Genomic DNA, 16,532 nt, shown 5'->3' with positions numbered 1-16,532 from the left:
TGCTGTGGTGCGGGTCAGGCCGTGGGCGGCCTGAGCATCGGGTCGGCCGTCGGCGCCGGCGGGGTGGGCGGCGGCGCGTCGTCGCCGATCATGCTCTCGCGCTGCTTGGAGATGTAGACCGCGACGGCGATGATCGCGGCGGCCACCAGGGCGATGATGATCCGGACGACGTCGTTCTCGTCGTCGCCCACGCTGAGGGAGACCACCGCGCTGGCGATCAGCAGGGAGACCAGGTTCATCACCTTGAGCAGCGGGTTGATGGCCGGGCCGGCGGTGTCCTTGAACGGGTCGCCGACCGTGTCGCCGATGATCGTGGCGGCGTGGGCGTCGGAGCCCTTGCCGCCGTGGTGGCCGTCCTCGACGAGCTTCTTGGCGTTGTCCCAGGCACCACCGGCGTTGGCGAGGAAGACCGCCATCAGGGTGCCGGTGCCGATCGCGCCGGCCAGGAACCCGGCCAGGGCGCTGAACCCGAGGCCGAAGCCGACCGCGACCGGGGCCATCACCGCGAGGACACCGGGCGTGATGAGCTCACGCAGCGAGTCGCGGGTGACGATGTCGACGACCTTGCCGTACTCGGGGCGGCCGGTGCCCTCCATGATCCCGGGGATCTCGCGGAACTGGCGGCGCACCTCGTAGACGACCGCGCCGGCGGCGCGGGCCACGGCGTTGATGGCCAGGCCGGAGAACAGGAACACCACGGCCGAGCCGAGCAGCACGCCGACCAGCACCGAGGGGTCGAAGACGAACAGGCTCAGCAGCTCGGACTCGGCGTTGGCGGCCTCCAGCTCCTCGAGGACCGTCGTGGCGTAGGACCCGAACAGGGCGGTCGCGGCCAGCACCGCGGTGGCGATGGCGATGCCCTTGGTGATCGCCTTGGTGGTGTTGCCGACGGCGTCCAGGTCGGTGAGGATCTGGGCGCCCTCGGGCGAGACGTCGCCCGACATCTCCGCGACGCCCTGGGCGTTGTCGGAGACCGGACCGAAGGTGTCCATCGCCACGATGGACCCGACGGTGGTGAGCAGGCCGCAGCCCGCGAGCGCGACGGCGAACAGCGAGATGGCCAGCGAGCCGGTGCCGAGCAGGAACGCGCCGAAGACGGCGGCGCCCAGCACGAGGGTCGTGTAGACCGCCGACTCGAAGCCGACCGAGAGGCCGGAGAGGATGACGGTCGCCGCGCCGGTGAGGGAGGTCTTGCCGACGTCCTTGACCGGCTTGTACTCGGTGCCGGTGAAGTAGCCGGTCAGCGCCAGGATCGCCGCGGCGAGCAGGATGCCGATGACGACCGCGATCGAGGCGATGAGCGCCGGGTTGCCGTCGAACGTCGGGTCCCTGGAGATGTCGGTCAGGGACCCGCCGAGCTCGCCGAAGTCGGCGAAGCTGGTGGGCAGGTAGATGAAGCTGATCACGACGCTGGCCAGGGCACCCACGGCCGCGGAGATGTAGAACCCGCGGTTGATGGTGGACAGGCCGTTGACGCCGGCCTTGGGCTTGGTGATGTAGACGCCGAGCACCGCGGTCAGCGCGCCGATGGCGGGGATCAGGAGCGGGTAGACCAGGCCCTTGTCGCCGAACGCCTGGGAGCCGAGGATCAGCGCCGCGACGAGCGTGACGGCGTAGGACTCGAAGAGGTCGGCGGCCATGCCGGCACAGTCGCCGACGTTGTCGCCGACGTTGTCGGCGATGGTGGCGGCGTTGCGCGGGTCGTCCTCGGGGATGTTCTGCTCGACCTTGCCGACCAGGTCGGCGCCGACGTCGGCGGCCTTGGTGAAGATGCCGCCGCCGACCCGCATGAACATGGCCAGCAGGGCGGCGCCGAAGCCGAAGCCCTCCAGCACGTCGGGCGCGTCCTCCTGGAAGCAGATGACGACGACGCTGGCGCCGAGCAGACCGAGACCGACGGTGAGCATGCCGACCATGGCCCCGGTGCGCAGGCCGATGGTCATGGCCGGCTCGCGGCCGACCGTGTTGGCCGCGGCCGCGACCCGGAGGTTGGCGCGCACGGCCAGGCTCATGCCGAGGTAGCCCACGGCGGCGGAGAAGCCGGCGCCGATGATGAAGAACACCGAGCGGAAGATGCGCACGGCCACGTCGTCGGCCGGCAGGGCGAGCAGGGCGAAGAACGCGATCACCGCGAAGATCGCCAGGGTGCGGAACTGGCGCTGGAGGTAGGCGTCGGCGCCCTCCTGCACCGCCTGGGCGATGTTCTTCATGTTGTCGGTGCCCTCACCTGCAGCAAGGACCTCCTGGCGGAACACGTACGCCATCGCCAGCGCGCCGAGCGCGATCAGGGCGACGACGATCACCAGGACGAGGTTGCCGCCGGTGACCTCGACGGCATCGGCAGCTGCGGGATTGATCCCGACCATGTAGTCCTCCTGCGTAGTGGGAGCGCCTGCGGGCCGACTGTGACCCCGGTCTCGGTAGACCGCAGCGGAGTTTACGCACGCAAGCGCCCTGTCAGGACAGGGGGTGTGACGTGGACCACGCCGCGGGACGAGGCGTGGGACGGGCCGTGGTGTCGGGGGCCTGGTGCGGCCCCCGGCGGGCGACTAGGCGAGCGCCGCCTCGGCGGACTCGTGGATGACGAAGACCTTGGCCAGGCCGGTGATCCGGAAGATCTTGAGCAGCCGGTCCTGGTTGCAGATCAGGCTCAGCGACCCGTCGTGCGCGCGGACCTTCTTCAGCCCGCCCACCAGCACCCCGAGCCCCGTGGAGTCGAGGAACTCCACCGCCTCCATGTCGACCACCAGGTGGTAGGTGCCGGCCGCGACGAGCTCGGTGATCTTGTCGCGCAGCTTGGGAGCCGTGTAGACGTCGATCTCACCGCCGACGGCGACGATGGTGCGTCCATCGACGTCGCGCGTCTCAAGGCTCAGGTCCACGTGATCTCCCATGTAGGACGTGCCGCGGGGCTGGGGGTAGGCATGACAGGGCGGCAACATCAAACCATGCGACGCCTCGCGGACATAAGTAAAGGGTGCGGCTCGGCGTCCGCGCCCCGGCGCCGCGGGGCAGGACGGCCGCCCCAGCGAGCGTGTCGCCGCCCTGTGCCACCATCGCCAGCATGTCCGCCGCCGCCCTCGAGCCGCCCCGGCCGGGGGTGCCGAGCGTGCCGCGCCGGCCGGTGGCCGACGTGCTGGCCCGGCTCGCGGCGGTGCCGGGACGTGAGGGGCGGCTGACCCACGTCGAGGTGCGCCCGTCGCGCCCGGCCGAGCCGGTCGACTGGCCGTCCTGGGCCGACCCGGCGGTGGTCGCGGCGCAGGTCGCGCGCGGCGTCGTACGCCCGTGGTCGCACCAGGTCGCCACCGCCGAGGCGGCCTGGCAGGGCCGCGACGTCGTGGTCTCCACCGGCACGGCGTCGGGCAAGTCGCTGGCCTACCAGCTGCCGGCCCTCTCGGCCGCTGCGACCGGGCGTGGCGACCGGGGGCGCCGCGGCGCCGCCACCCTCTACCTCGCACCCACCAAGGCGCTGGCGCACGACCAGCTGGAGTCGCTGCTCGCCCTGGGGCTCGAGACCCGGATCACCACCTGCGACGGCGACAGCAGCCGCGACGAGCGCGACTGGGCCCGGGCCCACGCCGAGTACGTGCTCACCAACCCCGACATGCTGCACCGCTCGATCCTGCCGGGCCACGAGCGGTGGGCGGGGTTCCTCGGGTCGCTGCGCTACGTCGTGGTCGACGAGTGCCACCACTACCGCGGCGTCTTCGGCGCCCACGTCGCGCATGTGCTGCGCCGCCTGCGGCGGGTCTGCGAGTCCTACGGCGCCTCCCCGACCTTCGTGCTGGCCTCGGCGACCACCGCCGAGCCGGCCGCCACCGCCGCGCGCCTGACCGGTCGCGACGTCACCGCCGTGACCCACGACGGCTCGCCGCGCGGCGAGGTCACCCTGGCGCTGTGGGAGCCGCCGCTGACCACCCACACCGGCGAGAACGGCGCGCCCGTACGCCGCTCGGCGATCTCCGAGACCGCCGACCTGCTCGCCGACCTGGTGGCCGAGGACGTGCACACGCTGGCGTTCGTGCGCTCCCGCCGCGGCGTCGAGCAGGTGGCCCTGACCGCCGCCGACCTGCTCGCCGAGGTCGACCCGGCCCTGGCGCCGCGGGTCGCGGCCTACCGCGGCGGCTACCTGCCCGAGGAGCGCCGGGCGCTCGAGGCCGCGCTGCGCCGCGGCGACCTCGTCGGGCTGGCCGCCACCAACGCCCTCGAGCTCGGCATCGACGTGAGCGGGCTCGACGCCGTCATCGTCGCCGGCTTCCCCGGCACCCGCGCCGCGCTCTGGCAGCAGGTCGGCCGCGCCGGCCGCGACGCCCAGGACGCGCTCGGCCTGCTGGTCGCCCGCGACGACCCGCTCGACACCTACCTCGTGCACCACCCCGACGTGCTGCTCGGCCAGCCGGTCGAGGCGCAGGTCTTCGACCCCGACAACCCGCACGTGCTCGGCCCGCACCTGTGCGCCGCCGCCCAGGAGCGCCCGCTGACCGAGGACGACCTGCCGGTCTTCGGCCCGCGGGCGGCCGAGGTCGTCGAGGCGCTGACCCGGGCCGGGCTGCTGCGCCGCCGGCACCGTGGTTGGTTCTGGACCGACCGCCGCCGCGCCGCCGACCTGACCGACATCCGCAGCGCCGGCGGGTCGCCGGTCGCCCTCGTCGAGGACGTGACCGGTCGCGTCGTCGGCACTGTCGACGCGGGCCGCGCCCACGGCACGGCCCACACCGGCGCCGTCTACCTGCACCGGGGCGACACCTGGTTGGTCGAGTCGCTCGACCTCGAGGAGCGGGTGGCCACGATCGTTCGCCACGACCCCGGCTACACCACCAGCGCCCGCGAGGTCACCGACATCACGGTCCGCGCCGAGCGCGAGCACCGCACGTGGGGCCGGTGCCGGCTGTCGCTCGGCGAGGTCGAGGTGTCGCACCAGGTCGTGTCGTTCCTCAAGCGCCGCCAGCCCTCGGGCGAGGTGATCGGCGAGCAGCCCCTCGACCTCCCGGCCCAGGCACTGTCGACGTCGGCCGTGTGGTGGACCGTGCCCGACGACGTCCTCGTCGAGGCCGGGCTGGACGGCTCGATCGACCTGCCCGGCGCGGCGCACGCCGCCGAGCACTGCTCCATCGGCCTGCTGCCGCTGGTGGCGACCTGCGACCGCTGGGACATCGGCGGGGTCTCGACCGCCCGGCACGCCGACACCGGGGTGCTCACGGTCTTCGTGCACGACGGGCAGCCGGGCGGAGCCGGGTTTGCCGAGCGGGGCTACCGCGCCGCCCGCCGCTGGCTCGGCGCCACCCGCGAGACCATCGCCTCGTGCGCCTGCGAGCAGGGGTGCCCCTCGTGCGTGCAGTCGCCCAAGTGCGGCAACCAGAACAACCCGCTCGACAAGCCCGGCGCGCTGCGGCTCCTCGACGTGCTGCTCGCCGACGCCGACGAGGACCCCGACCCCGAGCCCGGCACCGCCGCCGGCGCCGGGTCGCCGTCACGGTGACGGTCCGGCGCGGGCCTCGGCCTCGAGGTCGCCGCGCTGCCCGAGCCACCGCGGGCCCTCGACGACGACCCGGACCCGCACCTCGCGGCCGGTGACCACGCACCCGGTGACCGCGGCGGCGTTGGCGGTCGCCACCGCGGACGCCGTGCCGCACGCGTCGCGTCCGTCGGCGAGCGCCTGGGCGGCGGCCAGGGCGGCGAGATCGGCGGCCGACTGCGACTGGCGGTGGGCGACGAACATCGCGGCCACCACCGCGAGGGCCGCGCCGACGAGGAGCAGCACCCCGGCCAGGGCCAGGGTCAGCACCGTCGCCGCCCCGCGCTCACCGCAAGTGCCGACGGGCCGCCTCACGGGTCGTCCTCGGCGAGCGCGACCGCCTCGGCGCGGACCGTCACCGCCGGCAGGAACGCGAACAGGCCGCCCGGGCCGTCGACCCGGGCCGTGGCCGAGGCGACCACCCGGTCGCCGTCGGTGGTGACGGTGACCCGGCCGCCCGGCGGCACGACCCGCTGGCCGGCGGCGACCGCGGCCCCGTGGTCGTCGCCCCGCGCCGCGGCGCGGGCGCTCTCACGGGCGGCGTCGACGGCACGGACCTGGGCGGCGCCGACCGAGAGCAACCACACCAGCCCGACGGTCACGGCGAGCAGCAGCGGCAGTGCCATCGCGAGCTCGGCCGTCACCGCCCCGCGCTCGCCACGCCGGCCACGGGTGCTCACCCGATGCCCAGCAGCCCGAGCACGTGGTCGAACAGCGTCTTGAGCAGGCGGTCGCCGAACCCGCCGGTCAGCAGCTGGTAGAGCAGCCCGGCCAGGCCGGCGCCGGCAGCGGTGCCGACGGCGTACTCGGCGGTGGTGATGCCGCGCTCGCCGCGCGGGCGGGTCGTCAGGATGCGCATGGGTCGTCCCCTCGTCGTGGGCCACCCGGTGCGGCCCTCGGCGGAGAACACTGCGGCGGCCCACCGACGGTCGACGACCGCCGACGCCGCCCCTGTGGAGGGACGTGCCCGCGCCGGGTCCTGTGGACGACTCCGGGACGATTCCACAGCCCTCACCACGCCTCACCAGGCGAGGGAGCGCAGCAGGCCGGCAGCCAGCGGGACGATCCCGATCAGCACGAACGCCGGCAGCAGGCACAGCCCGAGCGGGACGGCGGCCTTGACGCCGACCGCGCGGGCGCGGTCCTCGACGGCCGCGCGGGCGCGACGGGCGAGGTCGTCGGCCAGCCGCTCGACGGCGGCGACGACGGGCGCCCCGGAGTCGTGCGCGCGCGCCATGGTGCGGCCGAGCGGGGCGAGGTCGGGGTCGGCGGCCAGGTCGGACCACACGGTGGGGGCCGGCACGCCGAGGGTCAGCCGGGCCACGACCGGGACGAGCCGGTCGGCGGCCGCCCCGGGCAGGGCTCGCACGACGAGCCCGACGGCGTCGCCCGGCGCGGCGCCCGACCTCAGCGCCGCCGCCAGCAGGGTCACCACGGCGGGCAGGTCGCGGCGTACCTCGGCGCGCCGGCGGCGGGTCGCCGGGGTCTCGGAGCGCCCGATGAGCACCCACACGGCCACCGCGGCGCCGGCCGCCACCGCGGGCGAGGCCGGACCGCCGACGAAGGTCGCGCCCGCCGCGCCGGCCAGGAGCGACCACAGCGCGCGGTGCCGACGCAGCCAGCCGGGGTCGGCAGCGACGTCGGGGACGGACCGGTCGGCGCCCGCGGGCAGCCGGCTCCGCGACGGCACCAGCAGCGCCCCGGCGAGGGCTGCACTGCAGACGCACAGCACGGCGAGGCCGGTCACGGCCGCTCGACCTCGCGGGCGAGGGCCTCGATCCACGCGAGCCCCGCGAACGCGAAGGCCAGCCCGAGCGCCAGGCACCCGAGCCCGACCGGGTGGCCGAGGAGGAAGCCCCAGGGGTCGCCGCCCGCGCCGTTGCCCATGGCCAGGGCGAGCAGGGGCAGCGCGGCGACGAGCTTGGCGGTGGCGCGCGCCGAGGCGAGCTCACCGTCGACGACGCGACGGGTCGCGGCCGCCTCGCGCAGGCCCTGGGCCACCCGGTCGAGGGTGTCGGCGAGTCCCTCGCCGGTGCGGTGGGCGACCTGCCAGGCCGCGGCCACCACCCGCAGGTCGCCGGCCCCCGGCCGGGCGGCGAGGGACCGCCAAGCCGCCGGTACGTCGGCCCCGACCCGGTGCGCCTCGGCGACGGGTGCCAGGGCGGGCCAGTCGTCGACCGCGCGCCCCAGCGCCGTGCCCGGTGGTCGGCCGGCGCCGAGCTCGGCGGCGAGCGACTCGCAGGTCTCGAGCACCCGAACGGACGTCGCGGCCGCCGCCAGCCGGGCCGCCCGGGCCCGCCACAGGCGCGACCCGGCGACGCCGGCCCCGGCGACCACGCCGCCGAGCACCACCAGTCGCGGCGAGCCGCCCGCCACCACCAGCAGCACCGGGACGGCCAGCAGCGCGAGCCACGCCCGGTGCGGCACTCCGCGCTGCGGCGCCGGCGACGCCGGCGGCGCCGCCAGGCGGGCCGTCGGCGTCACGAGCAGACCGGCCGCGCCGGCGGCCGCGAGCGCCGCGACCACGGCCGCGGCCGTCGCGGTCACGCGGCGGCCCCGTCGAGCCGGGCCAGCAGGCGGTCGAGCCCCGGGCCCTCCTGCAACGCGAGGGTCGGGCCGGCCTCGACGGCGACCTCCATCGTCACCAGCCCCTGCGAGTCGCGGGCGGGCACCGCCACCTGGGCGACCCGGCGGGTGCCGTCGCGCCCGCGGGCGAGGTGGACGACGGCGTCGACGGCCGAGGCGAGCTGGCTGTGCGCCGCCTCGCGCCCGAGCCCGGCCGCCAGCGCGAGCGCCTCGACGCGGGCCGGTACGTCGACCGCGGAGTTGGCGTGCAGCGTGCCGCACCCGCCCTCGTGGCCGGTGTTGAGCGCGGCCAGCAGCTCGACGACCTCGCCGCCGCGCACCTCGCCGACGACGAGCCGGTCGGGCCGCATCCGCAGGGCCTGACGCACCAGCGTGCGCAGGTCGACCGCGCCGGCGCCCTCGGCGTTGGGCGGGCGCGCCTCCAGCCCGACCACGTGCGGGTGGTCGGGGCGCAGCTCGGAGGCGTCCTCGACGACCACGAGTCGCTCGCCCGGTGGCAGCCGGGCCAGCAGGGCCGCCAGCAGCGTGGTCTTGCCGGTGCCGGTGCCGCCGCTGACCAGGAACGCCAGCCGGGCCGCCAGGACGCGGTCGAGGAGCCGGGCCATCGGCTCGCCGAGCGCCCCGGCCGCGATCAGGGCGTCGAGGGTGAACCCGCCGTGCCGCGGCACCCGCAGCGAGATCGCCGTGCCGGGCCGGGCGATCGGTGAGAGCACCGCGTGGAAGCGGGTGCCGTCGGCCAGGCGCAGGTCGACGTGGGGCGAGGCGTCGTCGAGCCGCCGGCCGCCGAGGGAGGCCAGGCGCTGGGCGAGGCGGCGTACGGCGTCGTCGTCGGCGAACGAGACGTCGCTGCGCTCGAGCCCCTCGCCCCGGTCGAGGTAGACCTCGCCCGACCCGTTGACGACGACGTCGGTGACGCCGGGCATCGCCAGCAGCGGCTCGAGCGGGCCGGCGCCGACGACGTCGCGACGCAGCACCTCGTGCACGGCGAGGACCATCGCGTCGCCGACCGGCCGGCCGGTGTCGCGCAGCGCCTCGGCCACCCGGTGCGGGGTCAGGTCGCCGGGCCGCCGCGCCAGGCGCTCGCGGACGGCGTCGACGAGGCCGGCGGGGAGCTCCTCGATCACGCGGCTGCTCCCCGTGCGGCCGCCACGGCGGCCGGGTCGGCCAGCAGCCCGAGCAGCCGGGCACCCGACCGGCCCAGCGGTCCGCGGTGGGTGCGCACCGGACCGAGCCCGAGGTCGATGGCCTCGGCCAGCCCGCGCTGGTGGGGCACCGTCGCCAGCACGGGGACGCCGGCCGCGAGGGCGACGTCGCGCTCGGACAGGGCGGAGCCGCGCAGCACCAGTCCCACGGCGGTCCGACCCCGGTGGCGGGCGCAGACCCGGGCGGCCGAGGCCACGCCGACGACGGTGGCGACCGTGGCCACGAGCAGCACGTCGCAGCGCGCCACGACCTCGTCGACCAGCGGGTCGGGGGTGCGCGGCAGGTCGACCACGACCGTGTCGTGACCACGGCGGGCCGCCGACAGCGCCTCCCGGACCGCGAACGCCTGCAGCGTCGCCGTGGAGGCGGCGTACCAGGTGAGCACACCGAGCCGCCCACGCCGCGGCAGCGCCTCGCGCAGGGCGCGCGCGCTGAGCCGACCGGTGGTCTGGCACAGCGCGTCCCAGCGGAACCCGTCGGTGCGGTCGAGGCCCAGGACCCGGTCGAGTCCGGGGCCGAGCGGGTCGCAGTCGACGACGACGGTGTCGCCCGACCGGGCGGCGACCTGCCCGAGTGCGCACGCGAGCGTGGTGGCGCCGGCACCCCCGGACCCGCCGAGGACGCCGACCACCAGCCCGCGCGGGCGGCCGGCCTCGCCGAGGTCGGTGAGGGTCTCCACGACCCAGCCCTCCGAGCGCGGCAGCTCGGCGACGTTCTCGGCCCCGAGCGCGAGCGCGGCCCGGAACAGGTCGCTGCGGGTCGAGCCCCAGGTGACGACGTGCACGCCGTCGCGGCGGTCGGGGCACAGGTCGGCGAGCATCGGCGCCAGGTCGCCGCCGACCAGGACCACGGGCGCGCGGGCCCACGTGCGGAGGGCTTCACCGGGGTCGGCGACGACCTCGGGGGCGACCCCCGCCGCGGCGGCGAGCCGGAGCAGCTCGTCGCGCAGCACGGGGTCGGCGGTGACGACGAGAGGGACGGAGCAGTGGGAGGGGTGGATGGCACGGGGGCTCGGTTCGACGGTCATGGGACGGACGTGCCCGCCCGCCAGGAGCCACCACTCCCCGTCCGCGGCGGCCTGTGGACGACCGGCCCGGCCGCGCGACCTGTGGACGACTCGGGGACGTTCCCACAGGCGGCGCGACTCGTCGCCCACCTACGATGGCGGCATGGCTCGCGCCGCGGCGTTCTTCGACCTCGACAAGACGATCATCGCCAAGTCGAGCACGCTGGCGTTCTCCAAGCCGTTCCAGGCCGGCGGGCTGATCTCGCGGCGGGCGGTGCTGCGCTCGGCGTACGCGCAGTTCGTCTACCTCGTCGGCGGCGCCGACCACGACCAGATGGAGAAGCTGCGCCAGTTCATGTCGAGCCTGGTCGCCGGCTGGGACGTCGCCACGGTCCAGGACATCGTCGCCGAGACCCTGCACCACGTCGTCGACCCGATCGTCTACGACGAGGCGGTCGGCCTGATCGCCGAGCACACGCTGGCCGGGCGCGACGTCGTGATCGTCTCGGCATCGGGGACCGAGGTGGTCGAGCCGATCGGCGACCTGCTCGGCGCCGACCACGTGGTGGCCTCCCGGCTCGAGGTGGTCGACGGTCGCTACACCGGCGAGATCGACTACTACGCCTACGGCAAGGAGAAGGCGCGGGCCATCGTGCGGCTGGCCGAGGAGCGCGGCTACGACCTCGCGCAGTGCTACGGCTACAGCGACTCGGTGACCGACGTCCCGATGCTCGAGGCCGTCGGGTTCCCGCACGCGGTCAACCCCGACAAGGACCTGCGCAAGGAGGCCGCCGCCCGCGGGTGGCCGGTGCTGGTCTTCGTCAAGCCGGTCGCGCTGCGCACCCGCGTGCCGCTGCCGCCGACCGGACCGACCCTCGCGGCGCTGGCCGTCGGGGGCGCGGTCGCGGTCGGCGGCGTGCTGTGGGTCAACGCCCGCAAGACCCGGCGCGAGGCCTGAGGAGGCCTACGCCGCCGGGTGCTGGTACGCCGGGTAGTCGACGTAGCCGCGGTCGCCACCGGCGTACCAGGTGGCCTCGTCGTCGGGCGCGATCGGCAGGTTGCCGCGCAGGCGCTCGACCAGGTCCGGGTTGGAGATGTAGGCGCGACCGAACGAGATCACGTCGGCGCCGAGGCCGAGCCAGTGGTCGGCGGCCGCGCGATCGGCCTGCTTCGGACCCATCGGGAAGACCGGGTTGACGACCAGCACGCCCGGCCACGCGCGGCGCAGCTCGACCAGCAGCGCCTCCTCGGTCGTCGCCTCGAGGTGCACGTAGGCCAGGTCGAGCGCGGCGAGCTCGGCGAGGAGCGCGAGGTAGGTCTCGCGCACGTCGGTCTCCAGCGCCCCCCAGATGCCGGACCCCGGCGAGAGCCGGATCCCGGTGCGCGACCCGCCGATCGCGTCGACCACGCCCGCGGTGGCCTCGACGGCGAAGCGGATGCGGTTGGCCACCGAGCCGCCGTAGCGGTCGGTGCGCAGGTTGGCGCTGGTGGAGAGGAACTGGGTGATCAGGTAGCCGTTGGCGCCGTGCATCTCGACGCCGTCGAAGCCGGCGTCGACCGCGCGCCGCGCGGCGGCGGCGTACGACGCGGCCTCGCCCGGCACCTCGTCAAGCGCGAGCGCGCGCGGCACCGGCGCCGGGGCGAGCCCGGTCGGGGTGAAGACCTCGCCGGTGGCGGCGACGGCGGACGGTCCGACCGGCTGCAGGCCGTTGGTGTCGGGGTGCGAGACCCGGCCGCCGTGCATCAGCTGGGCGTAGATCCGCCCGCCGTTGGTGTGCACCGCGTCGGTCACCGGCCGCCACGAGGCGACCTGCTCGTCGGTGTGCAGTCCCGGGGTGCCCGGGTTGGACTGGCCCTGGAGGCTCGGCTGGACGCCCTCGCTGATCAGCAGGCCGGCGGTCGCGCGCTGGGCGTAGTACGTCGCCATGGACGGCGTCGCGAGCCCGCCGGCAGCGGCGCGCACGCGGGTCATCGGCGCCATCGCGACGCGGTTGGGCAGGACGAGGTCGCCGAGGGCGGTGGGTTCGAAGAGGCTTCGCTGGGTGGTCATGGTGCTAGCGTTAACCCTGACATCGACGTGAGGGTCAAGTCGTCGAGCAGGACTGAGAGGCAGGTCACCATGCGCATCGGGGAGCTGGCACGGCTGACGGGCGTCAGCGTCCGGTCGCTGCGCTACTACGAGGAGCAGGGCCTGCTCGCCAGCAGCCGCAGCACCTCCGGCCAGCGGCACTACACCGAGGCCGAGGTCGAGCGGGTCGCCTTCATCCAGCGGATGTACGCCGCCGGCCTCTCCAGCCGCACCATCGCCGAGGTGATGCCGTGCGTCGAGTCGCCCAGCGAGCAGAGCTCCGACGCCGCCCTCGCGCGGCTCGAGGTCGAGCGCCAGCGCATCACCGAGCACATCGACGACCTCGTCCGCACCCGCGACGCCCTCGACGAGGCCATCGCGGCCAACCGCCGCCACCGGGAGACGTTGCGCGAGGTGCTGCCGGCCTCGGCCTGACGGGCCCTCGAGGCTCGCTGCGCCCGCACCTCAGCCGGCGTCGCGGCAGGACGGAACGTTCCACCTGCCCGAGGACCCCGCGGGCTCCTAGCGTCGACGCATGAGCTTCGACCACCTCGGCTACACCGCGCAGAAGGCCGGCACCACCGCGCCCGACGCGCCGGCCGTCGCGCTGCGCCTCGTCACGACGTACGACGACCACACGCGGCGCGTCGACATCGCCCTCGCCGGCCAGGAGTCGGTGGCGATCGAGGACGGCGAGACCACCACGTTCCCCACCGAGCGGCTGTGGCCGGTGGTCCGCGACCTGCTGCCGCCGATGGCGCACCTGCAGGCCGATCCCGAGGGACGCCCGGCGACCCGGGACCGCGTGCCCGGGCCCGGGTTCGCCGAGGACTGCCGGGCGTTCGTGGCGCTGGCCACCGTCGTCGAGGAGCAGGTGAGCGTGCGCACCTGGCTGGCCACCGACGACGAGCTGTGGGCGGTGACCCCGCAGGCCGACGGCACCACCGACATCAGTCCGGCGCCCGACGGCGCGGTGGCCGACCTGCTGGTCTGGGACGTCACCTCCGCGCTCGAGGTCCTGGTCCACGAGGCCGAGCGGCGGGCGTCCTGACCATGACCACCCTGGGGATGGACACCGAGGCCGGGCTCGCCGCGAGCACCGAGCTCGACCAGGGCTCGCAGCGGATCGCCGACCTGGCCACCCGCCTCGACAGCGCACTGCGCTCCTTCGAGTGGACCGGCCTCGACGCCGACCGCACCCTCGACTCGTGGGCCTCGGTCGAGCGTCCCGCGCTCGACAACAGCGTCGCCCAGCTGGCCTCGATGGCCCTGCTGATCCGGCAGGAGGCCCAGGCCCAGGACGCCGCGTCCGGCGAGGGGGCCGCCGGTGGCGCGGGCTCCGGGGCGACGCCGTCCGGCCAGCAGCCGCAGGGTTTCCTGGCCCGCGTCGGCGACTTCCTCGGCAGCCGGCTCTCCGCGGCGTTCAACGGCATCACCCGCACCCTCGGTCACGCCGGCGACTTCCTCGGCAAGGTCGGCGACGTGCTGACCGGCCGCGAGAACCACTCGGTCTCCGAGATCGCCGCCAGCGCGATCGCCGCCGCGGGCTCGGCCGTCGGCACCGTCGTCGACGTGATCGACGGCGAGGACAGCAACTGGTTCGGCGAGGGCACCGGCGTTGCCGGCGTCCCCACCGCCGTCGCCACCGACCCGGCGCAGGCCGGCCCCTACTCCCCCGCGCTGGCCCCGCCGACCGACCTGCCCGGCCTGATGCAGGGCGTCACCGACGCCTACCAGGTCGGCACCAACCCCGACGTGGCCGGCGGCGACGTCCGGATCACCCAGGTCGACAACGGCAGCGGGCCGGCGTACGTCGTCTCGATCCCCGGCACCGAGACCTGGTCGCCCAGTGCCGGCGCCGAGCCGCGCGACCTCTCCGGCAACGTCAACCTGGTCGCCGGCAACCCCACCGCCGCGGCCGAGTCGGTGCGCGCCGCGCTCGACGCCGCCGGCATCCCGCCCGGCGCGCCGGTGATGCTCGTCGGGCACAGCCAGGGCGGCATCATCGCCGGGATGCTCGCCTCCGACCCGGCGTTCGTGCAGCAGTACGGCGTCACCAACGTGCTGACCTACGGCGCCCCGATCGACCACATGCAGCTCGCGCCCGGCGTCGAGGCGCTGCAGGTGCAGCACCGCTTCGACGTGGTGCCGCGGCTCGACCTCGGCGGGGTCGACGCGAGCGGCTCCAACCCCAACTCCGCGGTCACCACCGTCACCCTCGACAGCCCCGGCGGGCTGTTCGGCGTGGTGACCAACCACGACCACACGGCGTACATCAACTCGGTGCGCGACGCCATGGCCGGCGACACCGACGCCGGCCGTACCCTCCAGGAGTACCAGTCCACGCTGGCGCCGTTCCTCGTCACGCCGACGGGCAACGCGTCCGCGGTCGACGTGCCGGTCACCCGCCGGCCCTGACCCACCCGGAGCTGCACATGGGACTGCTGACGGGCCTGCTCGGCGGCCGCCCCGACGAGCGCGAGGTCGACGCGACCGTCGCCGAGGCCGTACGACGCCTCCCCGGCGTCACCGGCCACACGCTGCGCTACACCCACCAGCCGCACTCCTCCGGCGCGGTCTCGGGCGTCGTCGACGTCGCCGACTCCTCCACGTTCCTCGAGGTGCTGCGCACCGTGCGCCGCGCCCTCGAGGCCCGGCTCGGCTCCGGCGCCGACCGGATCACCTTCTACCTCACCGGCCGCACCCCCGACGGCGTCTCGGTCACCCCCGGCGAGCTCGGCCTCACCCAGCCGCCCACCGGCCGCGAGATCGCCCAGCGGCTGCTCTCCTGACCGACCCTCCACAAGTCAAGGCCCCGGGGGCTTGTGTCGTGGGTCACACCGGCGTAGACATGGACGCAGAGGGACAACTCAAGAGCAGCACGTGAGCCGGGTACCCACGCGGCGATCCACCCTTCCTTAGGGCGCCTGTCATCGGGTTCATCCCGGGGCAGCAAGCACAGTTGCACGCTTGGTAGCCATCGGTCTCACGTGTCAGCGGTGGCGCTCAGGTCCCAAGCGACCTGGGCGCCACCTGCACGTTTTGGTATGGCGCGAGGGTGTCGGCCGGCTTCGCGCGTCGTCGCCCGATCACCGAGGTCTGGGGTCCGGACCGCTCGGGCGACGCCGCGCGCGGCCGCCACCCTGCCGCGCTCGCGGTTGGCGTCGTCTTGCCTCGCGGTGGTCTGGCGGCGAGACCTTGGCCCGTTCGCCGCACCGACGGTGGTCGAGGCAGTCGGTCACGACCCCCACCGACGCTGGTCGAGGAGGTCGGTCACGACCGTCTCGAGACCACGCTGGTCGAGCCGGGCGAGCGCCAGCGAGCCCGAGTCGAGACCCGGTGAGGTGCGCGGGAGCGGTGATCGACCGCCCCCCTACCCGTCGGCGTCGCGACGGAGCGGGCTGGCCTCGGCGGCGGCGGCGTAGGCCTCGGCGGCGTAGAGGGCCCAGGCGTGGACGCCGGCGGCGCCGCCCTCGGCGTAGCCGCGCAGGTTGGACTCGTACGCCGCCCGCAGCGCGAGGTGGCTGGCCTCGGGGACGACCAGCGACTTGGCGTCGACGCCGCGGGCGACGAGCACCAGGCGCTCGACGGCGCGGGCCATGATCCCGTTGTGGGAGGGGAACGGCGCGGCCGTGACCAGCTCGGCGTGCACGAGCGCGGCGACGAGGAGGGCGGGCGCCTCGGTGGCCGAGGTGAGCACCGTGGCGACGTCACGCAGCCGGGCCGCCGACTCGGCGTCGCGCGGGCGGCCGAGGCGCTCGTCCTCGACCGAGCTCGCGCCGGCCAGCGCGTGGATGCGGGCGAGCGCCTGCAGCGGCGACCGGCCGATGGTCGGCACCAGCGACAGCAGCCCGGCCGAGACCCGCACGCTGTCGTCGGCGACGCCGTCGCCCTCGCCGGCGCGCACCTGCGCCAGCGTGGCCGTCGAGCCCTCGAGCACCGCGCTGGCGTGGGCGCCGCGCAGCAGCGACTCGGCCGTCGTCTCGGGAGACGTGCGGCGCAGGCCCCGGTCGCGCAGGACCACGTCGATGCCGTCGCGGGCGGCGGCGTAGGCGGACGGGACGCCGTCGAGGGTCACCAGCCAGGCCAGGGGGTCCGCAGTCACCGGGGTGACGGTACCGGTGGGCCCGCACGCCGCCGGGCAGCGCGTCGGG

Annotated in this window: 17 protein-coding genes; 6 read left to right on the top strand and 11 right to left on the bottom strand. The window is 75.6% G+C overall.

Annotation, left to right across the window (positions count from 1 at the left end; all coding sequences use genetic code 11):
• Positions 1-14 precede the first annotated feature (14 nt).
• Positions 15-2,366, bottom strand: a complete 2,352-nt coding sequence (locus AC4MBH_RS17535) for a sodium-translocating pyrophosphatase (protein WP_491796441.1) — start codon at positions 2,364-2,366, stop codon at positions 15-17.
• A gap of 183 nt (positions 2,367-2,549) precedes the next feature.
• Positions 2,550-2,882: an anti-sigma factor antagonist gene (locus AC4MBH_RS17530; protein WP_491796440.1), complete on the bottom strand. Its 333-nt coding sequence runs from the start codon at positions 2,880-2,882 to the stop codon at positions 2,550-2,552.
• 182 nt (positions 2,883-3,064) lie between these two features.
• On the opposite strand from AC4MBH_RS17530, the gene AC4MBH_RS17525 reads away from it, so the two are divergent.
• Positions 3,065-5,479 (top strand): DEAD/DEAH box helicase, encoded by a 2,415-nt coding sequence (locus AC4MBH_RS17525; protein ID WP_491796438.1) that lies wholly within the window; start codon positions 3,065-3,067, stop codon positions 5,477-5,479.
• Here AC4MBH_RS17525 and AC4MBH_RS17520 read toward each other — a convergent pair.
• The 7 genes from AC4MBH_RS17520 to ssd form a co-directional block, all read right to left on the bottom strand.
• Positions 5,471-5,830, bottom strand: coding sequence for an Rv3654c family TadE-like protein (locus AC4MBH_RS17520; RefSeq protein WP_491796436.1), 360 nt, complete (start codon positions 5,828-5,830; stop codon positions 5,471-5,473). The genes AC4MBH_RS17525 and AC4MBH_RS17520 overlap by 9 nt on opposite strands.
• The gene (locus tag AC4MBH_RS17515; protein ID WP_491796435.1) at positions 5,827-6,195 is read right to left on the bottom strand and encodes a TadE family type IV pilus minor pilin; all 369 of its coding nucleotides are present in this window, start codon (positions 6,193-6,195) and stop codon (positions 5,827-5,829) included. Before AC4MBH_RS17515 ends, AC4MBH_RS17520 begins: the two co-directional genes overlap by 4 nt.
• Positions 6,192-6,374: a DUF4244 domain-containing protein gene (locus AC4MBH_RS17510; RefSeq protein ID WP_491796434.1), complete on the bottom strand. Its 183-nt coding sequence runs from the start codon at positions 6,372-6,374 to the stop codon at positions 6,192-6,194. Before AC4MBH_RS17510 ends, AC4MBH_RS17515 begins: the two co-directional genes overlap by 4 nt.
• Before the next feature lie 162 nt (positions 6,375-6,536).
• Positions 6,537-7,262, bottom strand: a complete 726-nt coding sequence (locus tag AC4MBH_RS17505) for a type II secretion system F family protein (RefSeq protein ID WP_491796432.1) — start codon at positions 7,260-7,262, stop codon at positions 6,537-6,539.
• A complete protein-coding gene (locus tag AC4MBH_RS17500) occupies positions 7,259-8,062 on the bottom strand; it encodes a type II secretion system F family protein (RefSeq protein ID WP_491796430.1) in 804 nt (267 codons plus the stop codon). The genes AC4MBH_RS17505 and AC4MBH_RS17500 overlap by 4 nt, the downstream gene beginning before the upstream one ends.
• On the bottom strand, positions 8,059-9,222 hold the full coding sequence (locus AC4MBH_RS17495) for a TadA family conjugal transfer-associated ATPase (RefSeq protein ID WP_491796502.1): 1,164 nt from the start codon (positions 9,220-9,222) through the stop codon (positions 8,059-8,061). The genes AC4MBH_RS17500 and AC4MBH_RS17495 overlap by 4 nt, the downstream gene beginning before the upstream one ends.
• The gene (gene ssd, locus AC4MBH_RS17490; RefSeq protein ID WP_491796428.1) at positions 9,222-10,331 is read right to left on the bottom strand and encodes a septum site-determining protein Ssd; all 1,110 of its coding nucleotides are present in this window, start codon (positions 10,329-10,331) and stop codon (positions 9,222-9,224) included. Before ssd ends, AC4MBH_RS17495 begins: the two co-directional genes overlap by 1 nt.
• A 142-nt stretch (positions 10,332-10,473) precedes the next feature.
• Here ssd and AC4MBH_RS17485 point away from each other — a divergent pair, with 142 nt between their 5' ends.
• On the top strand, positions 10,474-11,268 hold the full coding sequence (locus tag AC4MBH_RS17485) for an HAD family hydrolase (protein ID WP_491796426.1): 795 nt from the start codon (positions 10,474-10,476) through the stop codon (positions 11,266-11,268).
• Positions 11,269-11,274: 6 nt separating this feature from the next.
• Here the strand turns inward: AC4MBH_RS17485 and AC4MBH_RS17480 are convergent, their stop codons facing one another.
• The gene (locus tag AC4MBH_RS17480; RefSeq protein ID WP_491796425.1) at positions 11,275-12,360 is read right to left on the bottom strand and encodes an alkene reductase; all 1,086 of its coding nucleotides are present in this window, start codon (positions 12,358-12,360) and stop codon (positions 11,275-11,277) included.
• A gap of 69 nt (positions 12,361-12,429) precedes the next feature.
• Between AC4MBH_RS17480 and AC4MBH_RS17475 the strand changes: the two genes are divergently transcribed.
• The 4 genes from AC4MBH_RS17475 (at position 12,430) to AC4MBH_RS17460 (ending at position 15,170) form a co-directional block, all read left to right on the top strand.
• Positions 12,430-12,813 (top strand): MerR family transcriptional regulator, encoded by a 384-nt coding sequence (locus AC4MBH_RS17475; protein WP_491796423.1) that lies wholly within the window; start codon positions 12,430-12,432, stop codon positions 12,811-12,813.
• A gap of 100 nt (positions 12,814-12,913) precedes the next feature.
• Positions 12,914-13,429, top strand: coding sequence for a hypothetical protein (locus AC4MBH_RS17470; RefSeq protein WP_491796421.1), 516 nt, complete (start codon positions 12,914-12,916; stop codon positions 13,427-13,429).
• 2 nt (positions 13,430-13,431) lie between these two features.
• Positions 13,432-14,796, top strand: a complete 1,365-nt coding sequence (locus tag AC4MBH_RS17465; RefSeq protein ID WP_491796420.1) for a PGAP1-like alpha/beta domain-containing protein — start codon at positions 13,432-13,434, stop codon at positions 14,794-14,796.
• Positions 14,797-14,813: 17 nt separating this feature from the next.
• Positions 14,814-15,170 carry a hypothetical protein gene (locus AC4MBH_RS17460; protein ID WP_491796418.1) on the top strand — a complete coding sequence of 119 codons (357 nt, stop codon included), beginning with the start codon at positions 14,814-14,816 and terminating at the stop codon, positions 15,168-15,170.
• Between the two features lie 581 nt (positions 15,171-15,751).
• On the opposite strand, the gene AC4MBH_RS17455 is transcribed toward AC4MBH_RS17460, so the two are convergent.
• A complete protein-coding gene (locus tag AC4MBH_RS17455; RefSeq protein ID WP_491796416.1) occupies positions 15,752-16,483 on the bottom strand; it encodes a Fic family protein in 732 nt (243 codons plus the stop codon).
• Positions 16,484-16,532: the final 49 nt, after the last annotated feature.

This window comes from Nocardioides sp. WJ219, from assembly GCF_058559815.1.
Note: the sequence above shows the minus strand (reverse complement) of the source record. Positions and strands in the feature narration are given on the sequence as shown.

Excerpts from the sequence above, each read along its gene's own strand:
- AC4MBH_RS17525 (WP_491796438.1), top strand. The coding sequence starts at position 3,065 with ATGTCCGCCGCCGCCCTCGAGCCGCCCCGGCCGGGGGTGCCGAGCGTG.
- ssd (WP_491796428.1), bottom strand. The coding sequence starts at position 10,331 with ATGACCGTCGAACCGAGCCCCCGTGCCATCCACCCCTCCCACTGCTCC.
- AC4MBH_RS17480 (WP_491796425.1), bottom strand. The coding sequence starts at position 12,360 with ATGACCACCCAGCGAAGCCTCTTCGAACCCACCGCCCTCGGCGACCTC.
- AC4MBH_RS17470 (WP_491796421.1), top strand. The coding sequence starts at position 12,914 with ATGAGCTTCGACCACCTCGGCTACACCGCGCAGAAGGCCGGCACCACC.
- AC4MBH_RS17475 (WP_491796423.1), top strand. The coding sequence starts at position 12,430 with ATGCGCATCGGGGAGCTGGCACGGCTGACGGGCGTCAGCGTCCGGTCG.
- AC4MBH_RS17510 (WP_491796434.1), bottom strand. The coding sequence starts at position 6,374 with ATGCGCATCCTGACGACCCGCCCGCGCGGCGAGCGCGGCATCACCACC.
- AC4MBH_RS17485 (WP_491796426.1), top strand. The coding sequence starts at position 10,474 with ATGGCTCGCGCCGCGGCGTTCTTCGACCTCGACAAGACGATCATCGCC.
- AC4MBH_RS17465 (WP_491796420.1), top strand. The coding sequence starts at position 13,432 with ATGACCACCCTGGGGATGGACACCGAGGCCGGGCTCGCCGCGAGCACC.
- AC4MBH_RS17535 (WP_491796441.1), bottom strand. The coding sequence starts at position 2,366 with ATGGTCGGGATCAATCCCGCAGCTGCCGATGCCGTCGAGGTCACCGGC.
- AC4MBH_RS17460 (WP_491796418.1), top strand. The coding sequence starts at position 14,814 with ATGGGACTGCTGACGGGCCTGCTCGGCGGCCGCCCCGACGAGCGCGAG.